Here is a 19,739-nt window from a genome sequence, read left to right as displayed (position 1 = left end):
ATTTAAAACTATAATATTTGTTATTACTTATAATGACGTGATCATGTACCATAATATTTTTACGGTTTGGCATTTCTCTACTAGCTTATTTGTCATATGAATGTTGGCTTTTGAAGGTTTAGGGCTACCGCTTTGATGATTATGCACAAGTATAAGGCTGCTTGCTTCTTGTAAATAAAGCTCGTTTAATTATCGCACGTGGATATACCGCAGCTTGGTCTATAGTGCTTTGACTTAAAACCTCATCGGTAATTAAAATATTTTTCTTATTCAAAAATAATATATGAAATTGCGCGAGTCGCATGTTACCTATATTAACCTTTAAATAATCAATCAAAGAACTTCAAGCAGCAATAATATTTTTATTTATTATTTTTTGTTTCAATACTCTATTTATCAGCTCACGTATTAGAGCAAAATTAATATATAAATTTTCATTGGTGCCTTTAATACTAAGTAGCCTTTCCTTATCAAGGTTAATTAAATTCGTAATATCAAAATGATCAAGTAATTTTTTAGCAAGAGGTTTTACGTCTTTCCGATGGATAGTCGTAAATAACATTACTACAAGTAATGCGTAATCGGAAAAATGTTCTGCTCCAGCGGCCACGAAGCGTTCTTTTACTCTTTTACGGTGACCTATATAATGCGGCGTATCTATTTCATCATTAGACATCTTTACAAACTGTGATTCTAGATGTAATGTAGACGTGGAACCGGTACTTGCATCCTCAAGTACTATAGTATACGCTGCTGTGCTGCGTGCTGTATCTCCTTTAAATTTCTTTCTATAAGCTGGTTTGGAAATATGTTTATTAACGAATTCTATCAAATTATTTTCTAACATTCTTTATGTTTATTCAAATTATAAATAACAAAAATGTTGCTGATGTTATCCCCGTGGAGGCAGGGATTTGTTGCATGGATACCCGCACCGTCATTGCGAGGAGAGAAGCGACATTGCAATCTAGAAAATAATTAAAAAAATTCTGTAAATCAGAATTTTTTACTGGATTGCTTCGTCACATTACTTCGTAATTTTTTTCGCAATGACGAAACGACTAAACCATACAATCAACTTGTACCTTTTTATATTACAATTTCGTACGGAGGATAATCAAGTTTTTTAGGTGATAACGTAAATATTTCAAAGCCATTTTTAGTCACACCTATAGTATGTTCAAATTGAGCCGATAATGATTTATCACGCGTAGTAACCGTCCATCCATCTAGTTTACTTAATATAGTGTCATAATGACCAGCATTTATCATAGGTTCAATGGTGAAAAACATCCCTTCTTCTAACGTTAGACCTGTGCCGCTGCGGCCGTAATTTAATATTGACGGCTCGTCATGAAAAACTCTTCCGATACCGTGACCCGTATAATCTCTAACCACAGAATAATTATGTTTCTCGGCATAGCTTTGAATCGCATGTCCGATATCACCGATTTTAGCACCAGGTCTAACTACTTCAATCCCTTTCATCATTGCATCATAAGTTATTTGAATAAGACGCTTTGGCTTAATTGCTACGTCACCGACATAATACATACGGCTAGTATCACCGTACCAACCGTCTAAAATTACTGTAACATCAATATTTACTATATCACCGTTTTTTAATGGTTTATCGTTTGGAATGCCGTGACAAACCACATGATTTATAGAAGTACAAATCGATTTCGGAAAGCCTTTATAATTTAACGGTGCAGGAATCGCATTATGAGAAGTAATAAAATTATGACAAAGGTTATTTAAACTATTAGTAGTGACGTTCGGTTTTACGTAACCAGTAATAAAATCAAGCGTCTCTGCAGCTAATTTTCCAGCTCGCCGCATCTTTATGAAATCTTGTTCCGTGTGGATTTTTATGGTCATGTTATATTGCAAGTTTTTAAAATCGTTTATAGTATAACATTTTTTTCTAAGGTGTAAATTTCAAAAGTTGACATTATAGAATCATATTAAATTAGCTTGTCTAATTTACTTTAAAAATATATTTTATATCAAAATTTTTCAAAAATCACTTAATGCTATATTACATAAATAAAATTCTTTCAAACAATAAGGTACAAGCTGTTATCTTAGGGATAATAGGGTTTGGTATTGTGACTGTTCTTATGTCATATAATATAGACGATCCATCTTTTAACTCAGTTACAACAGAATATCCTAGTAATTTAATCGGAATTGCCGGCTCTTATTTATCGGATTTTTTATATCAATTTTTTGGGTTGGCTGCTTTTATTATACCGCTTGCTTGCTTTGTTTGGGGAAGAAATTCTTGGTATGGAAGATATCGCGGCTCATTTGTCCGTATGTTTGTAATGTTTCTTGCTCTCATTAGCAGTAGCACATTATTATCTCAGATTAATCTAGAATTCATACCGGCAAAGGCAGGCGGAGCTATCGGAATAATAGCTTTTAATTTTTTTGAGCGATTTACAAATCAGCTATACTTATTATTAATATTTTTTACCTTTATTATATTAGTTGTTTTACTTGAAATTAAATTTACTTTTTTCATTACTTTTATTATTAAGCTAAGTACATTTTTAACCTATTGGATACAATATTTTTTACATAATGTATTTTCAAGCTTGTCGTTGATAAGATTATTCCCTACTAAAAACAATGATAAGATAAATATAACTTCTTCTTACCAAAAGCATGTAAGTGGAAAAGTAAAATTCACTGAAGTAGCTAGACCCATACCTGCAAATCCTATAAAATTCTTTAATAAATCCAATGCAGCCCCTAAAATATCTCAAAGCGAAATAGCAGAATTGCCGCCTATTTCGTTATTACGTGATCCTGAAAACCATCATGTAAAAGGGGTTTCTTCCTCAGAGCTTAAGCAAAAAGCCGAGGAGCTACTAACCGTGCTGAATGATTTTGGAGTTAAAGGGCATATAATTAATATCAATCAAGGACCGGTGGTAACTCAATATGAGTTTGAGCCGGCAGCTGGTACTAAAACATCAAGAGTAGTAGGATTATCTGACGATATAGCACGCTCACTATCTGCTTTATCAACAAGGATAGCGGTAATACCCGGCAAAAACGTACTTGGTATTGAGCTCCCTAATAAGCAGCGTGAATTCTTTTGTGTGAAAGAGTTGATAGAGACGCCTGAATACCAAGACAAATCAACTTTATTACCGTTAGTCTTAGGTAAAGATTTAGTCGGTAAGCCACTGATTGCCGATCTTGCGAAGATGCCTCACTTGCTTGTTGCAGGAACAACCGGTTCTGGTAAATCAGTTGGGATTAACGCGATGATAGTTTCGCTCTTATACCGCTATACTCCTGAAGAATGCCGCTTTATCATGATTGACCCGAAAATGCTTGAATTATCCGCTTATGACGGAATACCCCATTTACTCACTCCTGTAGTAACTGAACCTTCTAAGGCTGTAGTTGCTCTTAAATGGGCGGTTAAGGAAATGGAAAACCGCTATAGAATTATGAGCAATATCGGTGTTAAGAATATTGCAGGTTACAATGCAAAAATCTTAGAAGCGGTGAAAGAGAATAGAGTAATTGAGCGTTCGATTCAAACGGGTTTTGATCCTGAAACAGGTAAGCCTATTTACGAAACCGTTACGATGAATATGGAGAAACTACCTTACATTGTGGTTATTGTTGATGAGATGGCTGATTTAATGCTAGTTGCCGGTAAGGATATTGAAATGCTGATTCAAAGGCTTGCTCAAATGGCAAGAGCGGCAGGTATCCATATTATCATGGCAACGCAAAGACCTTCTGTAGACGTTATTACCGGTGTCATTAAAGCCAATTTCCCAAGTCGTATTAGCTTTAAAGTTACATCTAAAATCGATAGCCGAACGATTTTAGGCGAGCAAGGCTCCGAGCAGTTACTAGGTATGGGTGATATGCTATTTATGGGGAATACTGCAAAGATAAGTAGGGTACATGGACCGTTTGTTAATGAAGTTGAAATCGAGAAAATTACAGGATATTTGAAAGAGACCGGTGCGCCTGAATATATCTCTGCCGTTACCGAGCAGCCTGAAGAAGACGATAGTAGAATTGATATCGTTGATGGCACGTCTGATGCAGTGCTTTACAAAAAAGCTGTTCAGATAGTGCGTGACGAACGTAAATCTTCCATTAGCTATATCCAAAGGTCGCTTAGAATCGGCTATAACAAAGCTGCCAACTTAGTTGAGAAGATGGAGAAAGATGGAATAGTCTCACCACCGAATCATACAGGTAAGAGGGAGATATTACTGCCTGAGAGGTAAATGTTATTCTCGTATTCTTAATGTTATCCCAGTGAAAGTGTGGATCCAGTACTTTTAGCTGTCACCCCGTGGTTTGAGCACGGTCTACTACTCAGTAGATTTCTCGAACCATGCAACAAGGTTCTGCTTACGCGGGAATGACATTGAGTAGGTTTTACCGATCTATGCAACAAAGCTACCGCCCCTGCAGAATGCAAATGCCGCATATAAATTTGTAAAATATTGTATATAATTATTAATTATAATAGACATATTTAAACACTTATATTTAATTATTAAATTATTTAATTTTTATTAAAGTTTACATTATGGTGAATATTTCTCCAAAATTATTTCAAAAAGCAATTCAAAAAAGTCTTAAAACAGCTTTATTCACTACCTCAACCGCAGCGATAATGCTGAGTGGTAGCGTGGCATGTGGTGTCGCTTCTGGTTTTATTTCTGTTAATGATGCAGTATTTAGTGATTTTGCTGTTGCCAATAATTTGAATGATATAACGGCTGGAGGAGCCGCTAATGGTCATCCTTCTGACGGTCCTCAAGACGATGATGCATTTACTTACGGTGGTGATCATACTATCACTGCAGATGAAGCAGATCGTATTATTACTGCTATAAATGTTGCAGGTACTATTCAAGTAGCTCTAAATATTACTCAAAATACTAGCGTCAGTTCTATTGTTACATGTGATAACTTGTTGCCTGTTACTATCACTGACGGCAAAAGCTTAATTTTAACCGGTACTGAAGCAGTTGCTGCAAATCATGGTTTTGATGCTGCTGCTGATTATATAGGTTGAGGAGCTATTACCATAGGCGGTGCCACTGCAGGCTTAACTATACAATCTGCAACTCTAGCATTAATAAAGATTGCAGTAGCTATAGATAGTGATGATCATGATCATAGTGAAATAACTGTTAATACTCGAACAAGTTTTACCGGAGCAATCGCTTGGACCAAAACTTTGTATGCCGTAACGTTTAATAACGGTAATGCAGGCGGAGTAAGTACAGTAGGAGCAATAAGTGCAACAACGCTGGAGTATGGGTTACCGGCTCGGTAGGTACAAATGCAGCATCTCTAAAAGTTCTGAATGCTAAAGTTGATAATGGTGCTGCGGATCTTGTTTTACAAGTGATATTTATGCACAAATCGTAAATTTTGATGATATTGCCGGTGGTGGAGCAGTCGGTACGATACAAGTCGGCGGTAATTTGATAGCTACAAATATCAATTTCGGTGTGAATGCTCAGGGGGGTACTTTAGAATTGAACGGTCCTGTCGGTAAGAGTTATACATTAAGCAGAACTATAGCAAACAGTAATAATGCTACAATTAATATTAATACTCTCGGTTTGGTTACTGCAGATAATGCTAGTATCGGGACGGTTGCACAAATTAACATTCAAGATAATAAGACTTTTGCAATAAATGTTAAGAACGCTGATATTGAGATATTAAACGCTCAAGTTATTGATTTTAAAGGTGCAAACTCAAAGCTTTTTTTAGTTAACAATAGTGCTACAGATGATAGAGTTGTATTAAAAATGATTTACCGGCGTTTACAACCGGTGGTGGTATGTTACTTCTTCTTGGTACAGAAAACCTTATAACCTTACAAGATGATTGTGCAGCTAAAGCAATATGTACGGCAGGAAATGAACTAGCATCATTAAATGTTTTAGGGAATGTAGCCTTTAATAATATAGATACTACAAATGTTCTCGCATTTAATATCATAAATACTATGCAGTTTGTTGATGTATGCGGTATTACTAACCAAATTAATGTAATAAATATAGGTGCAGCAAATGCGAGTCTTGGACTTCCTGCCGCTGCTGGTTCTTATACGATTGATGCAAATGGCGCTAATGTAGGAATTTTCGCAAACGGTCAGACTATCAATTTTGTCCATGAAGATGCAGAGTTAGTATTACAAAATAGTGCAGCCGGTGATAGTACAATAACATTAAATGCCACACTTGATCCTGGAGATCCAAATAAAGGTAAACTTGCTGTAGATTCAGGAGCTGCGGGCGGGCAAGTAATTCTTACAAATGTCGGAAATGCTACTTACGGTACTGTAGTAAATAAATTAAAAGCATTAGAATTTAGAGGAAACAGCACATTCTAAATAGATACTGATATATTTGCTAACAATTTAGAATTATCAGTGCCGGCTATAATAAGGATATCAACTCTAATTTATCATTCGGTGCTGCTACTGCTTTAACTCAAAACGGTAATATTAACGATAGTGTAGATTTCAATAATCAAGCAGCAGTTATAATACTTGGTGCAAATAAAAATATAACCGGTAGTATTACAAGCAGTAACAGAGTTAATGGTACAATCATCGCAACTGTTGCAAGTACTATTAATAATATTGCTATGTTAAAAGTAGGTGCCGGGGCTGTAAGCATAACCCAAGGCGGTAATGCTAGCATCACTGAAATCCAAGGTAACGGTACTGCACTCTTCACATTACCTGCAAACTTTAACTTAACAGGCAGCATAAATAAAACCGGTGGTCAGGCTCTGAAGTTAAACTTCACGAATGGCGGCAGTGTTAGTGGTGTTGTAGGGACTGTGGCTAATTCGGTGGGTGATATCACAACGGCAGGCATAATAAACTTTGCAAGCAGTGTTAATGCAAAAGGTACGGCGACGCTCTGCGGTACTACAAGTTTTGCCGATACATTTACTAACACTGGTGCAGTTACTTTAGCTAAAGCTTCTATCACTAATTTTGCTAAAAATGTAACGGCTACCAGCTTTGCAGTTAACAATGCTACTATTAATTTCGGTAATAGCCTAGCTTTTAATAGTAATATAACAGGTAGCGGTACTACACTTACTTTAGGTGCAAGCCAAATAACATATACCGGTACCGGTAGCTTTACCGATACACTAACCTTAAATACTACTTTTGATGGTGCAGATAAGTTAGACGGTAATATCTTAATTAAATCAGGTAGTACTCTTGATTTATCAGGAGTTTCAACTTTAGAACTTGTTGTTACTGCTACTAATTTTGACATTAATAATATAAGCCCGGATACAAAATATACGGTAATATCTTCAGAAACAGCAGGCGGATGAAAGCCTACTCCCGCAGGTAATGTTAAAGTAACCGTTAATAATTACAACCGCTTTGTCAACTTTACTTTTGATGAATCGACTTTGACGTTATTTGCAGAGGATATGGCGGAAGAAGTGATAGAAGCATATTTTAAACCTGGTGGGCCGCTTGCAAATATCACAAATGCTGCAAATGTAAAGAAATCGCTTGAGTTAATGGAGCAAGCACAAAGAGGTTCAGATGCATGTTGAGCTTTCGATAATTGGGGTAAACTGAGTCCAATCCAAGAAGCAGATACTGTAACTCAGCTCATGCAAGACGTTGTAAAGCTTAGCGATACTATAGCTGCTATTAATAATCAAGTTATACTCAGTAATATCTCAAGTAGCTTAATTAATCTAAATGCTAGAATGGATGCAATAGAGCCGGTTGCTGTAGCTGCTTGTGATGAGGGCAGAGATGCTAAGTTTGGAGCTCATTTGTCGGTAATGCAATGCAGAAGATGCATAACAATATAAGCGGTTATAAGTCTGATACAATCGGTGGTACTATAGGTTTTGATGGCTTAGTTAAGGATGATTTAGCACTCGGACTTGCATATACAAGAGCTGGAGCCGATACTGATATCAAACTGAAAAATAATAAGACAGGTGATAAGAATGAGGTAGAGAGTAATATTTACTCTTTATACGGTTTATATAACGTACCTTATGCAAATCTTTGCGTTAAAGCTATAGCATCTTACTCTGATAACAAGATAAGAAGCAAATCAAGATGTGTTATTGCGACGGCACTAGAGACTGTCGGCTATCAAACCGCAAGCGGTAAGTATAAATCAGAAAGCTATACAGGTTAGTTAATGGCTGGTTATACCTATATGGTGCGTGAAAACATTAGCTTAACACCTCTAGTTGGGCTTAGATATTCGGCTATCAAAGATAAGGGTTATAAAGAAACCGGTACTACTAACAAAAATCTTACAGTTAAAGGCAAGAACTATAACACTTTCGATGGTTTACTCGGTGCTAAGGTATTAAGTAATATAAATGTAGGTGAAGTAGTGTTAACTCCTGAGCTGTACGCAATGGTTGATTATGCATTCAAGAATAAAGTTCCGGCGATTGATGCGAGATTACAAGGTATGATTGCTCCTTTCCCAACCAACAGCTTTAAGCAAAGCAAAACAAGCTTTGATATCGGTGTTGGTATTACTGCTAAGCATCAAATGATGGAATACGGTATTAACTACGATACCAATATCGGAAGTAAGTATTTTACTCAGCAAGGTAGTGTAAAAGTTCGTATAAACTTCTAATATGCTCTAGGTCGTCATTGCGAGCAAGCCATAGGCTGCGTGGCAATCTCATGAAATAATAACAAACTTCTGAGATTGCTGCGTCAATTACTTTGTAATTTCATTGCAATGACAGAAAAACTGAACCATACAGAAATGACATCGAACATCTACAAAAATAATAAAAAAGCCTATATAGTTTGACTATATAGGCTTTTTTGCTTTATAATGCAGTCTTGAGAAGCTGCTTAAATGTCATTCCGTAATGCTGAGGATGCATTGCCCCGCGGGTGTGACATATTCTCACTTAAAAACTTAGACAAAAAATTATGTTAGATAATATTAGAAAAACTGCCGATAGTTTTATAATGCGGGTTTTATTCGCAATGATAGCTTTTGCTTTTGTCGGATTTGGTATTAAAGATGTATTAAACGGAAGAAGAAGTGGCGATATTGTTACTTTTTCTCACGTGAAAAATATCTCCCAAGAAGATTTTTTGCGAGCAAAATCTTTAGCAATTAATGCTATAAGCAAGCAAACGGGAACAAGTTTAACTGACGAAGAAATAGCACAGTTAAATATTGATAACCAAATCCTTAAAAGACTTGTTTACGATAATGTCTTAGATTATTTAGTTAGCTATTACGACTTAGATCTAAGTGATGATACAGTTAAAATTTTAGTTAAAGAATCACCGGTTTTTCAAAATGAGCAAGGTGCTTTTGATATAAAAAATTTTAAAGCTTATTTTAGAAATTCTTATATAGATGAAGAAAAATATTTATTAAACTTTAAAGAAAAAGCTTTAAAAAACATTCTTGTCGGTAGTTTTATAGAAAGTTTCTATGTTCCTAACGCTATGACTGACAATATAGTAGATTATATGGCTGAAAAAAGAGAAGTAGAATTAATACAAATAGATTTACAAAATAAACCGAAAGATTTACAAATCCCTACCCCTACCGACCAGCAATTAAAGGTTTTTTACCAAGATAATAAAACCGCGTTTGAGGTACCTGAGAAACGGAGCTTTTCTTATATTAAGGCTAATATTAAGGATTTAAAAGTCTCAGTTACGCAAGATGAGTTGTTAGAATTTTATAATGAAAATAAAGATGAATTCGGTGATCAAAGCTTTGAATTGGTACAAAAACAATTGCATGATTTATTAAAGGCACAAAAAATCGACATACTTAATATGGAGTTTGCTAAAAAGCTGGAAGATGAGACGGCGGCAGGGTCAAGCTTAGTTGAAATTGCCGAAAAATATAAGCTACCGATACAAAACGTTAACTATATAAGTTATGCAGAGCTTATTGAAGATAAAATAATTGCCGAAAGCGCTGATAGTATTTTTGAGCTTTCGGAAGGAGAATTATCTTATCCTATAGAAGCAGAAGATAAAAGCTATCTTATATTGGTAGAATTAAAATCTATTCAGCCGACAAAAATACCTGAATTTGATACTATTAAAGAGCAGGTAAATAAAGTTTGGATAAAGCAGAATATCGCTGATGTAAATTTAAAAATTATCAAGGATTTAGCAAAGGAATACAATTCAGATCAAGAGAACATAAAAGAGCTTAAAGCTACTGGAATAAAAATAAGCAAAAAAAGCTATATTAGATCCAAAATGGAAAATGATCTAACATTAACTCCTGAGATATTATTATCAATTTTTAATACTAAAATAGGAAGTAATACACCTATATTCCAAGTAGGTGATGAAGTATATTTTGCACATATTAAATCTAGAAGTATAGATGAATTAACAGCTAAAAATATTCATGTCAATTCAGAAAAAAATATAATATATAATATTAAAAATTCTGTAATTGACGAGCTAATTAACTACACAATTATTCAGAATGATATGCAGATAAAAGCTAATTTTAGTAAGTAGGGAAATCGTCATTGCGAGGAAATTACGAAGTAATTGACGTAGCAATCCGGTTAAAAATACTAATGTTTAGCATTTAATTATTTTTACTGGATTGCCACGTCGCTTCGCTCCTCGCAACGACGAGTCTGGTATCCATGCCACAACGCAAACGCCATGTGGAAATGACATAATAAAGAGACCAAAATAAAACAAAAAAAATAGAACTATGAGCTTTAAAGATTTACCGGAGTTTTTAAAATTTTTAGAAAAAAATGGTGAGTTAAAGCGTATTTCTCTTGAGGTAAAAACTGACCTAGAAATTACCGAGATTAGCAGAAGAGCATTAGCACAAGGCGGACCTGCATTACTTTTTGAAAATGTTATAAAAGTTGATGGAAGTAAATCCACTATACCAGTCCTAACTAATCTTTATGCTAGTATCTACCGCATTTGCATGGGGCTTAACCTTAAATCACCCAAAGAATTAAGAGAACTTGGCGTTTTACTAGCATTACTTAAGCATCCACAACCTCCTGCATCTTTTAAAGAAACATTATCAATGTTACCTCTTGCTAAGCGTATCTTTGCTATGTCTCCTAAAACAATATCAAAAGCAGCTTGTCATGAAGTCATCATTGACAAACCGAATATCAATATATTACCGATTCAAAAATGTTGGCCTGAGGATATTTCGCCTTTAATTACTTGGGGTATAGTAGTTACTAAAGGTCCAACAAAAGATAAGGTGGATAATTATAACCTTGGTATATATAGGATGCAAACAATAGCTCCTAATAAGCTATTGATGCGTTGGTTAAAGTTACGAGGCGGAGCAGAGCATCATAAACGTTGGAAAGAAGCAAAAAAAGAGCCGTTTCCTGCTGCCATCGTGCTTGGGGCAAATCCAGCGGTAACTTTGGCAGCGGTTACGCCGATACCTGAGAATGTTTCAGAATATAATTTTGCAGGTTTACTCGGTAATGAAAAAATAGAGCTGGTACAATGTAAAACTATTGACTTCAAAGTACCGGCACATAGCGAAATAGTGTTAGAAGGCTATGTAAGTTTAGAGGAGTATTTGCCTGAAGGGCCTTTTGGGGATCATACCGGATATTATAATGATATTGAAGAATTTCCTGTATTTACCGTCACTGCAATAACAATGAAGAAAAATCCTATGTATTTAAGTACTTATACGGGAAAACCACCTGATGAGCCATCAATCTTAGGTGAAGCATTAAATGAAATTTTTATTCCTATTTTGCAACAACAATTTCCGGAAATAGTAGATTTTTGGCTTCCACCTGAAGGTTGTTCATATAGGGTTGCAGTAGTATCGATTAAAAAATCCTATCCCGGTCATGCTAAAAGAATAATGCTTGGTATTTGGTCTTACTTACGGCAATTTATGTATAGTAAGTTTATTATCATTGTAGATGATGATATTGATGTTCGTAATTGGCAAGAAGTGATTTGGGCAATAGCGACAAGAAGCGATCCAAAACGTGATACGAGCTTTATAGATAATTCTCCGATAGATTATTTGGACTTTGCATCACCCAAGTCAGGTCTTGGTAGTAAAATGGGAATAGATGCAACAGATAAAATATACCCTGAGACAAATAGAAAATGGGGTAAAAAAATAGAAATGAGTCAAGAAGTGATCGACAAGGTTGATAGTATGTGGGATGGTTTAAAGATCTAGGTTGTTCTATGTTCATTCCAGCGCGGAGACGGGAATGACATAGAGAGCCATACAAATCATATAACATTATCAGAACTAAACATGTATAACATATCGCACGAGACGATAATTAATAATTTCAAAGAAATTGCCGATAAATATCAAGAGCTTATTTTGCATTTCATGCAAGGCAAAGGGAGTATGATCACTAGGAGCCTAATTGAAAGTGATAAAAACAGGATTATAGCTTCTTTAATGGTCGAACAATTTTGTTCAAATCCTGAAAAATTTTGTCAGATTAATATTGAATATATTGATAAGTTAAGAGAGCTTACAACGAATAGCTTTGCAAAATTTGTCGGTAGTCCGGCAAAAGCTGTATTTTCTCCGGATAATCGAGATAAAAGATTTAAAGATTCTTCATGGGAGGATAATGCTTATTTTGACTTTGTTAAACAATATTATTTACTATCTAGTGAGTGGCTTAAGAAGAATATAGAACAATATGTGCTATCAAATGATCTCAAGCAACATTTAGAGTTTGTAACTAAACATTTTATTGATGCTTTTTCACCTTCAAATTTTGCTTTTTGTAATCCAAAAGTTTTACGTAAGACGTTAGAAAGCGGCGGTCAAAATCTAGTACAGGGATTAGAAAATTTCTTAAGCGATATAAAAAGTTCAGGCGATATATTAAATATTAAAACTACTGATAAATCAGCATTTAAACTCGGTCACAATATTGCGGCAACAAAAGGAAAAGTTATATTCCAAAATGACTTAATGCAGCTAATATGTTATGAGCCGAAAAAGAAAACTTATCAGATTCCGATATTTATTATTCCGCCATGTATAAATAAATATTATATACTCGATTTATCTCCGCATAATTCGCTAGTATCTTTTTTGGTAGAAAATAATTTGCAAGTTTTTCTTATTTCATGGGTTAACCCTGATATATCTCTATCGGAAAAAGGCTTTGAGGATTACTTAAAAGACGGCATTTTAGCTCCTTTTGAGTATGTTAGAAATCTTGGTTTTGAGAAAATTGATTTTGTCGGCTATTGCATGGGTGGTACGTTCCTTGCTATAATCATAGCCTACTTAAAAGTAAAAAAAATAGATGCTGTTCACAGTAGCACTTTCTTTACTACTTTGCTTGATTATACTCACCCGGGCGAGCTTGGAATATTTTTTAATGAAGCTACAATTAATTACATTAAAGAAGATATAAAGCTAAAGGGCTATTTTGATGGACAATATTTATCAAATAGTTTTAGTTTGCTAAGGGCAAATGATCTAATTTGGACATTTTTTATCAATAATTATTTGCTTGGTGAAAAACCTATGCCTTTTGATTTGCTATATTGGAATGCGGATTCTACTAACTTGCCGGCCAAAATGTATGAGGAATATTTACACAATACATATTGTAATAACTTGCTAAAAGAGTCTAATAATTTAGAGGTACTCGGGGCAACAATAGATCTTGGAAAAGTTGATTGCAACACTTTTTTCGTAGCCGCAAAAGAAGATCATATAGCTCCATGGCGTTCAATATATGATGGAGTCAAATTATTAAACGGACATAAGATTTTTTGTCTCGCTGATTCAGGGCATGTAGCAGGTGTAGTTAATCCTCCTGCGATTGCTAAATATCATTATCGGCTTAACGATGACTTAAGTTTAAGTAGTCATGAGTGGCTTATAAAGGCTACGGAATATGAAGGCTCATGGTGGAATTATTGGCTTGATTGGCTTATAAAAAATAATGATAATAAGCTAGTAGATTCTGTAGATTATCAGAATCTAGAGGCTATTGAAGAAGCACCTGGCAGTTACGTAAGGAAGTAGGTGTTATTACTTCATTGTCATTCCCGCCTACGCGTGAATGACAATGTGTGTTTCTTGATCCATACACACAACGCCTAAAATATAAATAAGTCATGAAGAGAAAAAATAATAAATTTATAGAAATATCTATTGCCTTTATCTTGGGCGTTGCTTTAGGTATTGATGGACAGAATCCTGATTATTTTACTAATCTAATAAATCAAAAATCATTCGCTTTATCTGCTCCACAAATAAAGCATTACAATATTTCAGAGCCTGCAAGAAGTAAAGTTAGTACGTGTTTTACTCCACCTGCCGGTTGTACTAAGTTTATAGCCAATCAGATAGATAAAGCTGAAGAATCTATTTATATGCAGGCATACGGTATGAGCGATGCGTTAATTACTACTGCACTTATTAATGCACAGATGCGAGGAGTAAAAGTTAGAATATTGCTTGATCGTAGTAATTTAAAGCAGAAATTTTCTAAATTACACGAATTACAACAAGCAAAAATTGATGTAGGTATAGATAAAGTACCGGGAATTGCTCATAATAAAGTTATAATTATTGATAAAAAGCAAGTAATAACCGGTTCGTTTAATTTCACGGCTGCTGCCGACAAACGTAATGCCGAAAATGTGATTGCTATAGAAGATCAGGAGGTAGCAGAGTCTTATTTACAAAATTGGTTACACAGAAAGGCTAGTAATTGATGCAAAGTGTTGCTGTATGATTCTCACGTCATGCCTATAAAAGCAGGAATCTAAAAAAAGTATAAAAGCAGCAAATTTTTGAAATTAAAAACCCGATTTATCTCGCTTTACGATGGATTCCTGCTTTCGCATGGATGACATAGAAAAATAGTTAAAAATTACGCAGATTTCTTATTAAAATTTTTTTGTACTTGTTCTGCCATATTCTGCATATTATTAGAAGCATGATGAATATTTTCGGCAATATGCTTATTTGCGGCTTCAAATATTTTGTGTGAAGACTCATAAGCAATACTTGATAATTCCTTAGCGTTATCCATAGAGGTTTCATAAATAGATTTTAAATATTTTTGCTGACATTCACTAGCTTGTTTGAAATCTTTAGAATTTGCTGCTTCTTTAGTAGTATTCAAAATAGTATTAACATTATTTTGTGTAATCTCGGAATTTTTCTTAAGCAAAGATAGCATGCTTTCTGTAGCAATTTGGTTAGTTGTGAAAAGAATATTCATAGCTCGTTGCATTGTATTTGTGATAGATGAAAGATCTACACTAGGGATATTTTTCATAGCACTCATATAAAATTCCGGATTCATATATGATTTCATTAAATCTAAAAATAGTGTATTATTTAACATTATTTATTCTCCTAAAATAAATTAAATTTTTTACTCAAAAAATTTTTTGTGTTTTATAGGTTACGTATATGTCAACGTAAACCCTCAGCTCATGCTAACATTTATAAAATTATGAGTCAATAGTTGTTAGCATTAAGCGTAATATTAACGATAGTTAAGTTTTTATAAATGTTAGATATATTAATTCAAGAATTAATAGATAAGTGGCAAAAATACCTCGTTTTGCAAAGAAATTATTCTAATTATACAGTAATTTCTTATAATAATGATCTTAAGAATTTCCTTGAGTTTATGAATTATTATAATTCAGAGCTTGTAACGATAAATCATATTAAAAACGCAGATATAAGATTAATCCGAAGTTGGCTTGCAAAACGTAACTATGATAATTTTACCACTTCTTCAATTGCACGTGGTTTATCTGCAGTAAAAAATTTTTATAGATTTTTAGAGAAAACAACACAATTAAATAGTCATATAATTTTTTCTATAAAATCTCCTAAAAAAACTAAATTATTACCAAAAGCTTTATCGGAGGATGATGTAGTAGTATCCCTTGAACATATTGAAGAATACGGGAATGTTAAGTGGGTAGAACTTAGAAATAAATCCCTACTTGTTCTTATATACGCTTCAGGTCTACGTATATCGGAAGCATTATCAATTACGAAACTTCATCTACAAAATCTAGAATTTATAAGAATAATAGGTAAAGGTAGTAAAGAAAGAATAATTCCGTGGTTGCCGATTGCTAAAAATTTAATTACCCAATATTTAGAAATATTGCCGTATAAGCTCGGGGATAATGAACCGATATTTAGAGGAAAGCGTGGTAAGAAATTGCAGCCACAGGTATTTAATCGTGAATTAATTAAATTAAAGCATTTTTATGGTTTACCGCAGCATTTAACTGCTCATTCATTTAGACATAGTTTTGCTTCACATTTGCTTGAACGTGGTGCAGAATTACGCTCTATTCAAGAGCTATTAGGTCATAAAAGTCTATCTACTACACAAAACTATACTAAAACAAGTATAAAGCGTTTAGAGGCTGTATATACTACCGCATATCCAATTAAAAAATAAAATTAATATTTATAATCTTCTTGCGTTAATTTTAAGGTATATATTTTTTTAAAAACCTTATAAACTATATATACTAGAGCTAATATTGAGATATTTCTATGATAGAAACACCTAAATTACCTATGGGATATAAACCCTCTAAAGATGAAGAATATATGTGTCCTAATCACTTAGAATATTTTAGACAAAAACTTTTAAGATGGAAAGAGGATTTATTAAAGGAATCTCAAGAGACTTTAAATCATTTAAAGGAAGAAAATTTAAAAGAATCCGATCTTAACGATTGTGCTACTCATGAAACAGAAAGAGCTTTTGAGCTTCGTAGTAGAGATAGATATTGTAAATTAATAAGCAAAATAGAAGAAGCATTATTACGTATTCAAAATGGGGAATACGGTTACTGTGAAGAAACAGGCGCCCCAATAGGTATAAAAAGATTAGAAGCACGACCTATTGCTGCATTATGTATTGAAGCTCAAGAGCGTCATGAAAATTACGAGAGAAGTCATTTGGATGAGCCTAAGAATTAAAATTGTAATTGATGTGTATATGGTTCGAAAAACCTACTCAATGTTATCCCTAGGTAGGTGGAAAGGCATTGTTGCGTAGACCTGCTTTTCGTCATTGTGAGAAGAATTACGTAGTACTGCGACGAAACAATCCAGTAAAAAATGCTGATTTACAGAATTTTTTTAATTATTTTTCTGGATCGCCGCGTCGCTTCGCTCCTTGCAATGACGGCTAAGGTATCCACATAACAATACCATGCGGGAATGACATAAACGATCCATGTAACAAGATCAATCTTTACAGAGGCAACACTACATATTAATATACCTTAAAACCTAAAGAGGTTAGAGCATTTGCGGTTTCAAATAAAGGCAATCCCATAACATTTGAATATGAGCCAGAAATAAATGAGATAAAAGCTTCTGCATAACCGGAAATTTTGCAACCGCCGGCTTTACCTCTCCCTTCATCTAAAGAACAATAAAAATTAATCTCTTCATCACTTAATTTTTTAAACTTAACAATAGTCTGAACTATTTTTTGTTTAACTGTAAGCTGATCATTCTCTGTTTTGATAATACATAAACCGGTATAGACACGATGACGACGCCCGGATACCATCTTAATACAATTTTTGACCTCTTCATAAGTAGTAGCTTTCGGCAATATTCTTCTACCTACTGCCGCTACCGTATCGGCAGCTATAATTATAGCTGATTCCTCTACTTGAGATGCAACTTTAATAGCTTTTTCGTAAGCAAGTCTTATGGCTAAGGGCGCAGGTAATTCACGCAAATTAGGTGTTTCATCTATATCTGCCGGAATAATTTGTGAAGGGATAATTTTGATTCTGTTTAGTAACTCAATTCTTGCAGGAGAGCTTGATGCTAATATAATCGGTAGGTTTTCTCTGTGTTGCTTCATACTTGTAAAGACTAGTGACGATGAATCACACGTCCCTTAGTTAAATCATAAGGAGTCATTTCTACCGTAACTTTATCTCCTAGTAATATTCTGATACGATTCTTACGCATCCTACCGGAAGTATGAGCAATAATTCCATGATCATTCTCAAGCTTTACTCTGAAAGTAGCATTAGGTAAAAGTTCAAGTATTGTACCTGTAAACTGAATTAGGTCGTCTTTTGACATTATAATTTACGTTTTATGGTCGGGGCGGAGAGATTCGAACTCCCGACCCTCTGGTCCCAAACCAGATGCGCTACCAGGCTGCGCTACGCCCCGAGAATTAATTATGTCTGTACTATATACTCTATTATTCGTAGCAAATCAATTTGTTTATGCAAAAATTTATAGATTTTGCTTAATAAAGCAAGATATCGTTATTGTGAGCAGGCATTGTTGCATGGACCGGCAAAACCCACTGTGTCGCCCCATGGCTTGCTAACTAGGTCAATAAAAATAATAAAAAATACTAATAATTTAGTATTTTAACTGGATTGCTTTGTCAAAACTTACAGTGTTTTCTCGCAATGACGGTTTTGGTATTCATTTTTATACACAAATTAATAAAGTTTTGCGGTTTTCATTAAGAAGCTAAAATAGATAGGTTTTACTCTTGTATTCCTTAAGTTTTATATACGATTTACCTAATTTCTATAAAAATATATAAAGTTTAATTTATTTAAAATAAGAAAAAGTAACTTACAACTACTTTTTATAAGTAGAGAACACTTTATTTTATAAGTATTTTGATAGATATTTTAGTATTTAATGAATGTTTTTCAATTAAAAATAAAGTATTATTTATATAACAAAATCATAAGTTAGAAAAATTTTTGTGCTTTCAATAATTATTAATTACTTCTTCTTACCATCGTTTATTATTTTTGTTAATTAAAGCCCTGAATAAAAATTTAATTTTATTATTAACTTTTTTTAAAAGTGCAATGTAGGTTCTGTAAACATCTCTAAAAAGATTTAATTATGGTTATTTTTGCTGCAAATCATAACATATCTAAATCAACATTTAAAACAGTACTTAGTTTTTTAGTGTGTCTATTGTACCTTTTCGTAATCCTTTTTCGATAGATGAGATATATTGCTTAGTTTTACCGATTTTAATAGCTAATTGCTCTTTGGATAACCCTCTATATTCACAATAAACTTTAATCGAATTTTTGCCGTTTAAAATTTTTTGTACCAAAGCTTCAGGAAAATATTCCTCATTTTTGGCTATAGCTTCAGCGTATAATGTTTCATCGGTAATACATTGTGTTTTATTGATCAGTTCCTGATATTCATTAAAAGGTATAAAAACAAAAGCATGCTTTCTTTGATATTCTATTATATGTTTATTACTCATTTATATACCTCTCCTCTAACATCAACATTAATTGCTAGAATTTCTAACTTTCCTTTATTTATGCTATATATCACCCTATAATCTCCAATCCTTAATCTATACCCGTCATGTCCTATTAATTTTTGATATTATTATTTTTCTTATAAGGACTTAGCTTTAGTTGTGCTAATTTTGCTAATATAGCTTTTCTTTTGTTTGTAGAAATTTTGAGTAAATTTTTTAAAGCTGTTTTAGAAAAGCTGAATTTATATTGCATTTAGATCTGGGAGTAGATTAATTTGTGGTGTACTCTATTTAAGAATATTAGTCAACATATTGTTGACTAATACAAAAGTTATATTTATAAATCTTACTTTATCATGAAAATTATAATCTTAAGTAAGTATAAAACTTAAATGATAAGTTGAATTTAGGTA

At 33.6% G+C, this 19,739-nt stretch carries 14 protein-coding genes, 1 tRNA gene and 3 pseudogenes; 9 read left to right on the top strand and 9 right to left on the bottom strand.

Features of this window, described 5'->3' with window-relative positions; all coding sequences use genetic code 11:
• Window positions 1-27 precede the first annotated feature (27 nt).
• A pseudogene (locus A1C_RS07385) lies at window positions 28-337 on the bottom strand (JAB domain-containing protein).
• Window positions 338-343: 6 nt separating this feature from the next.
• Window positions 344-676: a UPF0758 domain-containing protein gene (locus A1C_RS05710; protein ID WP_052290669.1), complete on the bottom strand. Its 333-nt coding sequence runs from the start codon at window positions 674-676 to the stop codon at window positions 344-346.
• A gap of 302 nt (window positions 677-978) precedes the next feature.
• Here A1C_RS05710 and A1C_RS09630 point away from each other — a divergent pair.
• Window positions 979-1,063 (top strand): annotated as a pseudogene (locus A1C_RS09630) (lytic transglycosylase domain-containing protein); the annotation flags it as partial.
• Between the two features lie 26 nt (window positions 1,064-1,089).
• Here A1C_RS09630 and map read toward each other — a convergent pair.
• Entirely contained in the window at window positions 1,090-1,881 is a 792-nt protein-coding gene (gene map, locus A1C_RS05705) for a type I methionyl aminopeptidase (protein WP_012150133.1), read from the bottom strand.
• 152 nt (window positions 1,882-2,033) lie between these two features.
• Between map and A1C_RS05700 the strand changes: the two genes are divergently transcribed.
• The 6 genes and pseudogenes from A1C_RS05700 (at window position 2,034) to pld (ending at window position 14,764) form a co-directional block, all read left to right on the top strand.
• Window positions 2,034-4,271, top strand: coding sequence for a DNA translocase FtsK (locus A1C_RS05700; protein ID WP_012150132.1), 2,238 nt, complete (start codon window positions 2,034-2,036; stop codon window positions 4,269-4,271).
• A gap of 308 nt (window positions 4,272-4,579) precedes the next feature.
• Window positions 4,580-8,669: pseudogene (locus A1C_RS05685) on the top strand (autotransporter outer membrane beta-barrel domain-containing protein).
• 308 nt (window positions 8,670-8,977) lie between these two features.
• Entirely contained in the window at window positions 8,978-10,552 is a 1,575-nt protein-coding gene (locus A1C_RS05680; RefSeq protein WP_012150124.1) for a SurA N-terminal domain-containing protein, read from the top strand.
• Between the two features lie 205 nt (window positions 10,553-10,757).
• Window positions 10,758-12,236, top strand: coding sequence for a UbiD family decarboxylase (locus A1C_RS05675; protein WP_012150123.1), 1,479 nt, complete (start codon window positions 10,758-10,760; stop codon window positions 12,234-12,236).
• Window positions 12,237-12,317: 81 nt separating this feature from the next.
• Window positions 12,318-14,069: a PHA/PHB synthase family protein gene (locus tag A1C_RS05670; RefSeq protein WP_012150122.1), complete on the top strand. Its 1,752-nt coding sequence runs from the start codon at window positions 12,318-12,320 to the stop codon at window positions 14,067-14,069.
• Between the two features lie 92 nt (window positions 14,070-14,161).
• Complete coding sequence (gene pld, locus A1C_RS05665) at window positions 14,162-14,764, top strand: phospholipase D (protein WP_012150121.1); 603 nt, start codon at window positions 14,162-14,164, stop codon at window positions 14,762-14,764.
• A 158-nt stretch (window positions 14,765-14,922) separates the two neighbouring features.
• Here the strand turns inward: pld and A1C_RS05660 are convergent, their stop codons facing one another.
• Window positions 14,923-15,402, bottom strand: coding sequence for a phasin family protein (locus tag A1C_RS05660; protein ID WP_012150120.1), 480 nt, complete (start codon window positions 15,400-15,402; stop codon window positions 14,923-14,925).
• A gap of 168 nt (window positions 15,403-15,570) precedes the next feature.
• Between A1C_RS05660 and A1C_RS05655 the strand changes: the two genes are divergently transcribed.
• Window positions 15,571-16,488: a tyrosine recombinase XerC gene (locus A1C_RS05655; protein ID WP_012150119.1), complete on the top strand. Its 918-nt coding sequence runs from the start codon at window positions 15,571-15,573 to the stop codon at window positions 16,486-16,488.
• Window positions 16,489-16,586: 98 nt separating this feature from the next.
• Entirely contained in the window at window positions 16,587-17,018 is a 432-nt protein-coding gene (gene dksA, locus A1C_RS05650; protein WP_012150118.1) for an RNA polymerase-binding protein DksA, read from the top strand.
• A gap of 298 nt (window positions 17,019-17,316) precedes the next feature.
• Here the strand turns inward: dksA and A1C_RS05645 are convergent, their stop codons facing one another.
• From A1C_RS05645 to A1C_RS08950, 5 genes are all read right to left on the bottom strand, one after another.
• Window positions 17,317-17,922: a Maf family protein gene (locus A1C_RS05645; RefSeq protein WP_012150117.1), complete on the bottom strand. Its 606-nt coding sequence runs from the start codon at window positions 17,920-17,922 to the stop codon at window positions 17,317-17,319.
• An 11-nt stretch (window positions 17,923-17,933) separates the two neighbouring features.
• Window positions 17,934-18,149, bottom strand: coding sequence for a translation initiation factor IF-1 (gene infA, locus A1C_RS05640; RefSeq protein WP_012150116.1), 216 nt, complete (start codon window positions 18,147-18,149; stop codon window positions 17,934-17,936).
• A 16-nt stretch (window positions 18,150-18,165) separates the two neighbouring features.
• Window positions 18,166-18,242, bottom strand: a tRNA-Pro gene (locus A1C_RS05635).
• Window positions 18,243-18,999: 757 nt separating this feature from the next.
• Window positions 19,000-19,323, bottom strand: a complete 324-nt coding sequence (locus A1C_RS05630) for a helix-turn-helix transcriptional regulator (protein WP_012150115.1) — start codon at window positions 19,321-19,323, stop codon at window positions 19,000-19,002.
• Window positions 19,324-19,438: 115 nt separating this feature from the next.
• The gene (locus A1C_RS08950) at window positions 19,439-19,579 is read right to left on the bottom strand and encodes a type II toxin-antitoxin system RelE family toxin (RefSeq protein ID WP_012150114.1); all 141 of its coding nucleotides are present in this window, start codon (window positions 19,577-19,579) and stop codon (window positions 19,439-19,441) included.
• Window positions 19,580-19,739 lie beyond the last annotated feature (160 nt).

This window comes from Rickettsia akari str. Hartford (assembly GCF_000018205.1).
Lineage (GTDB): Bacteria > Pseudomonadota > Alphaproteobacteria > Rickettsiales > Rickettsiaceae > Rickettsia > Rickettsia akari.
This window is presented reverse-complemented; position numbering and strand designations above follow the sequence as displayed.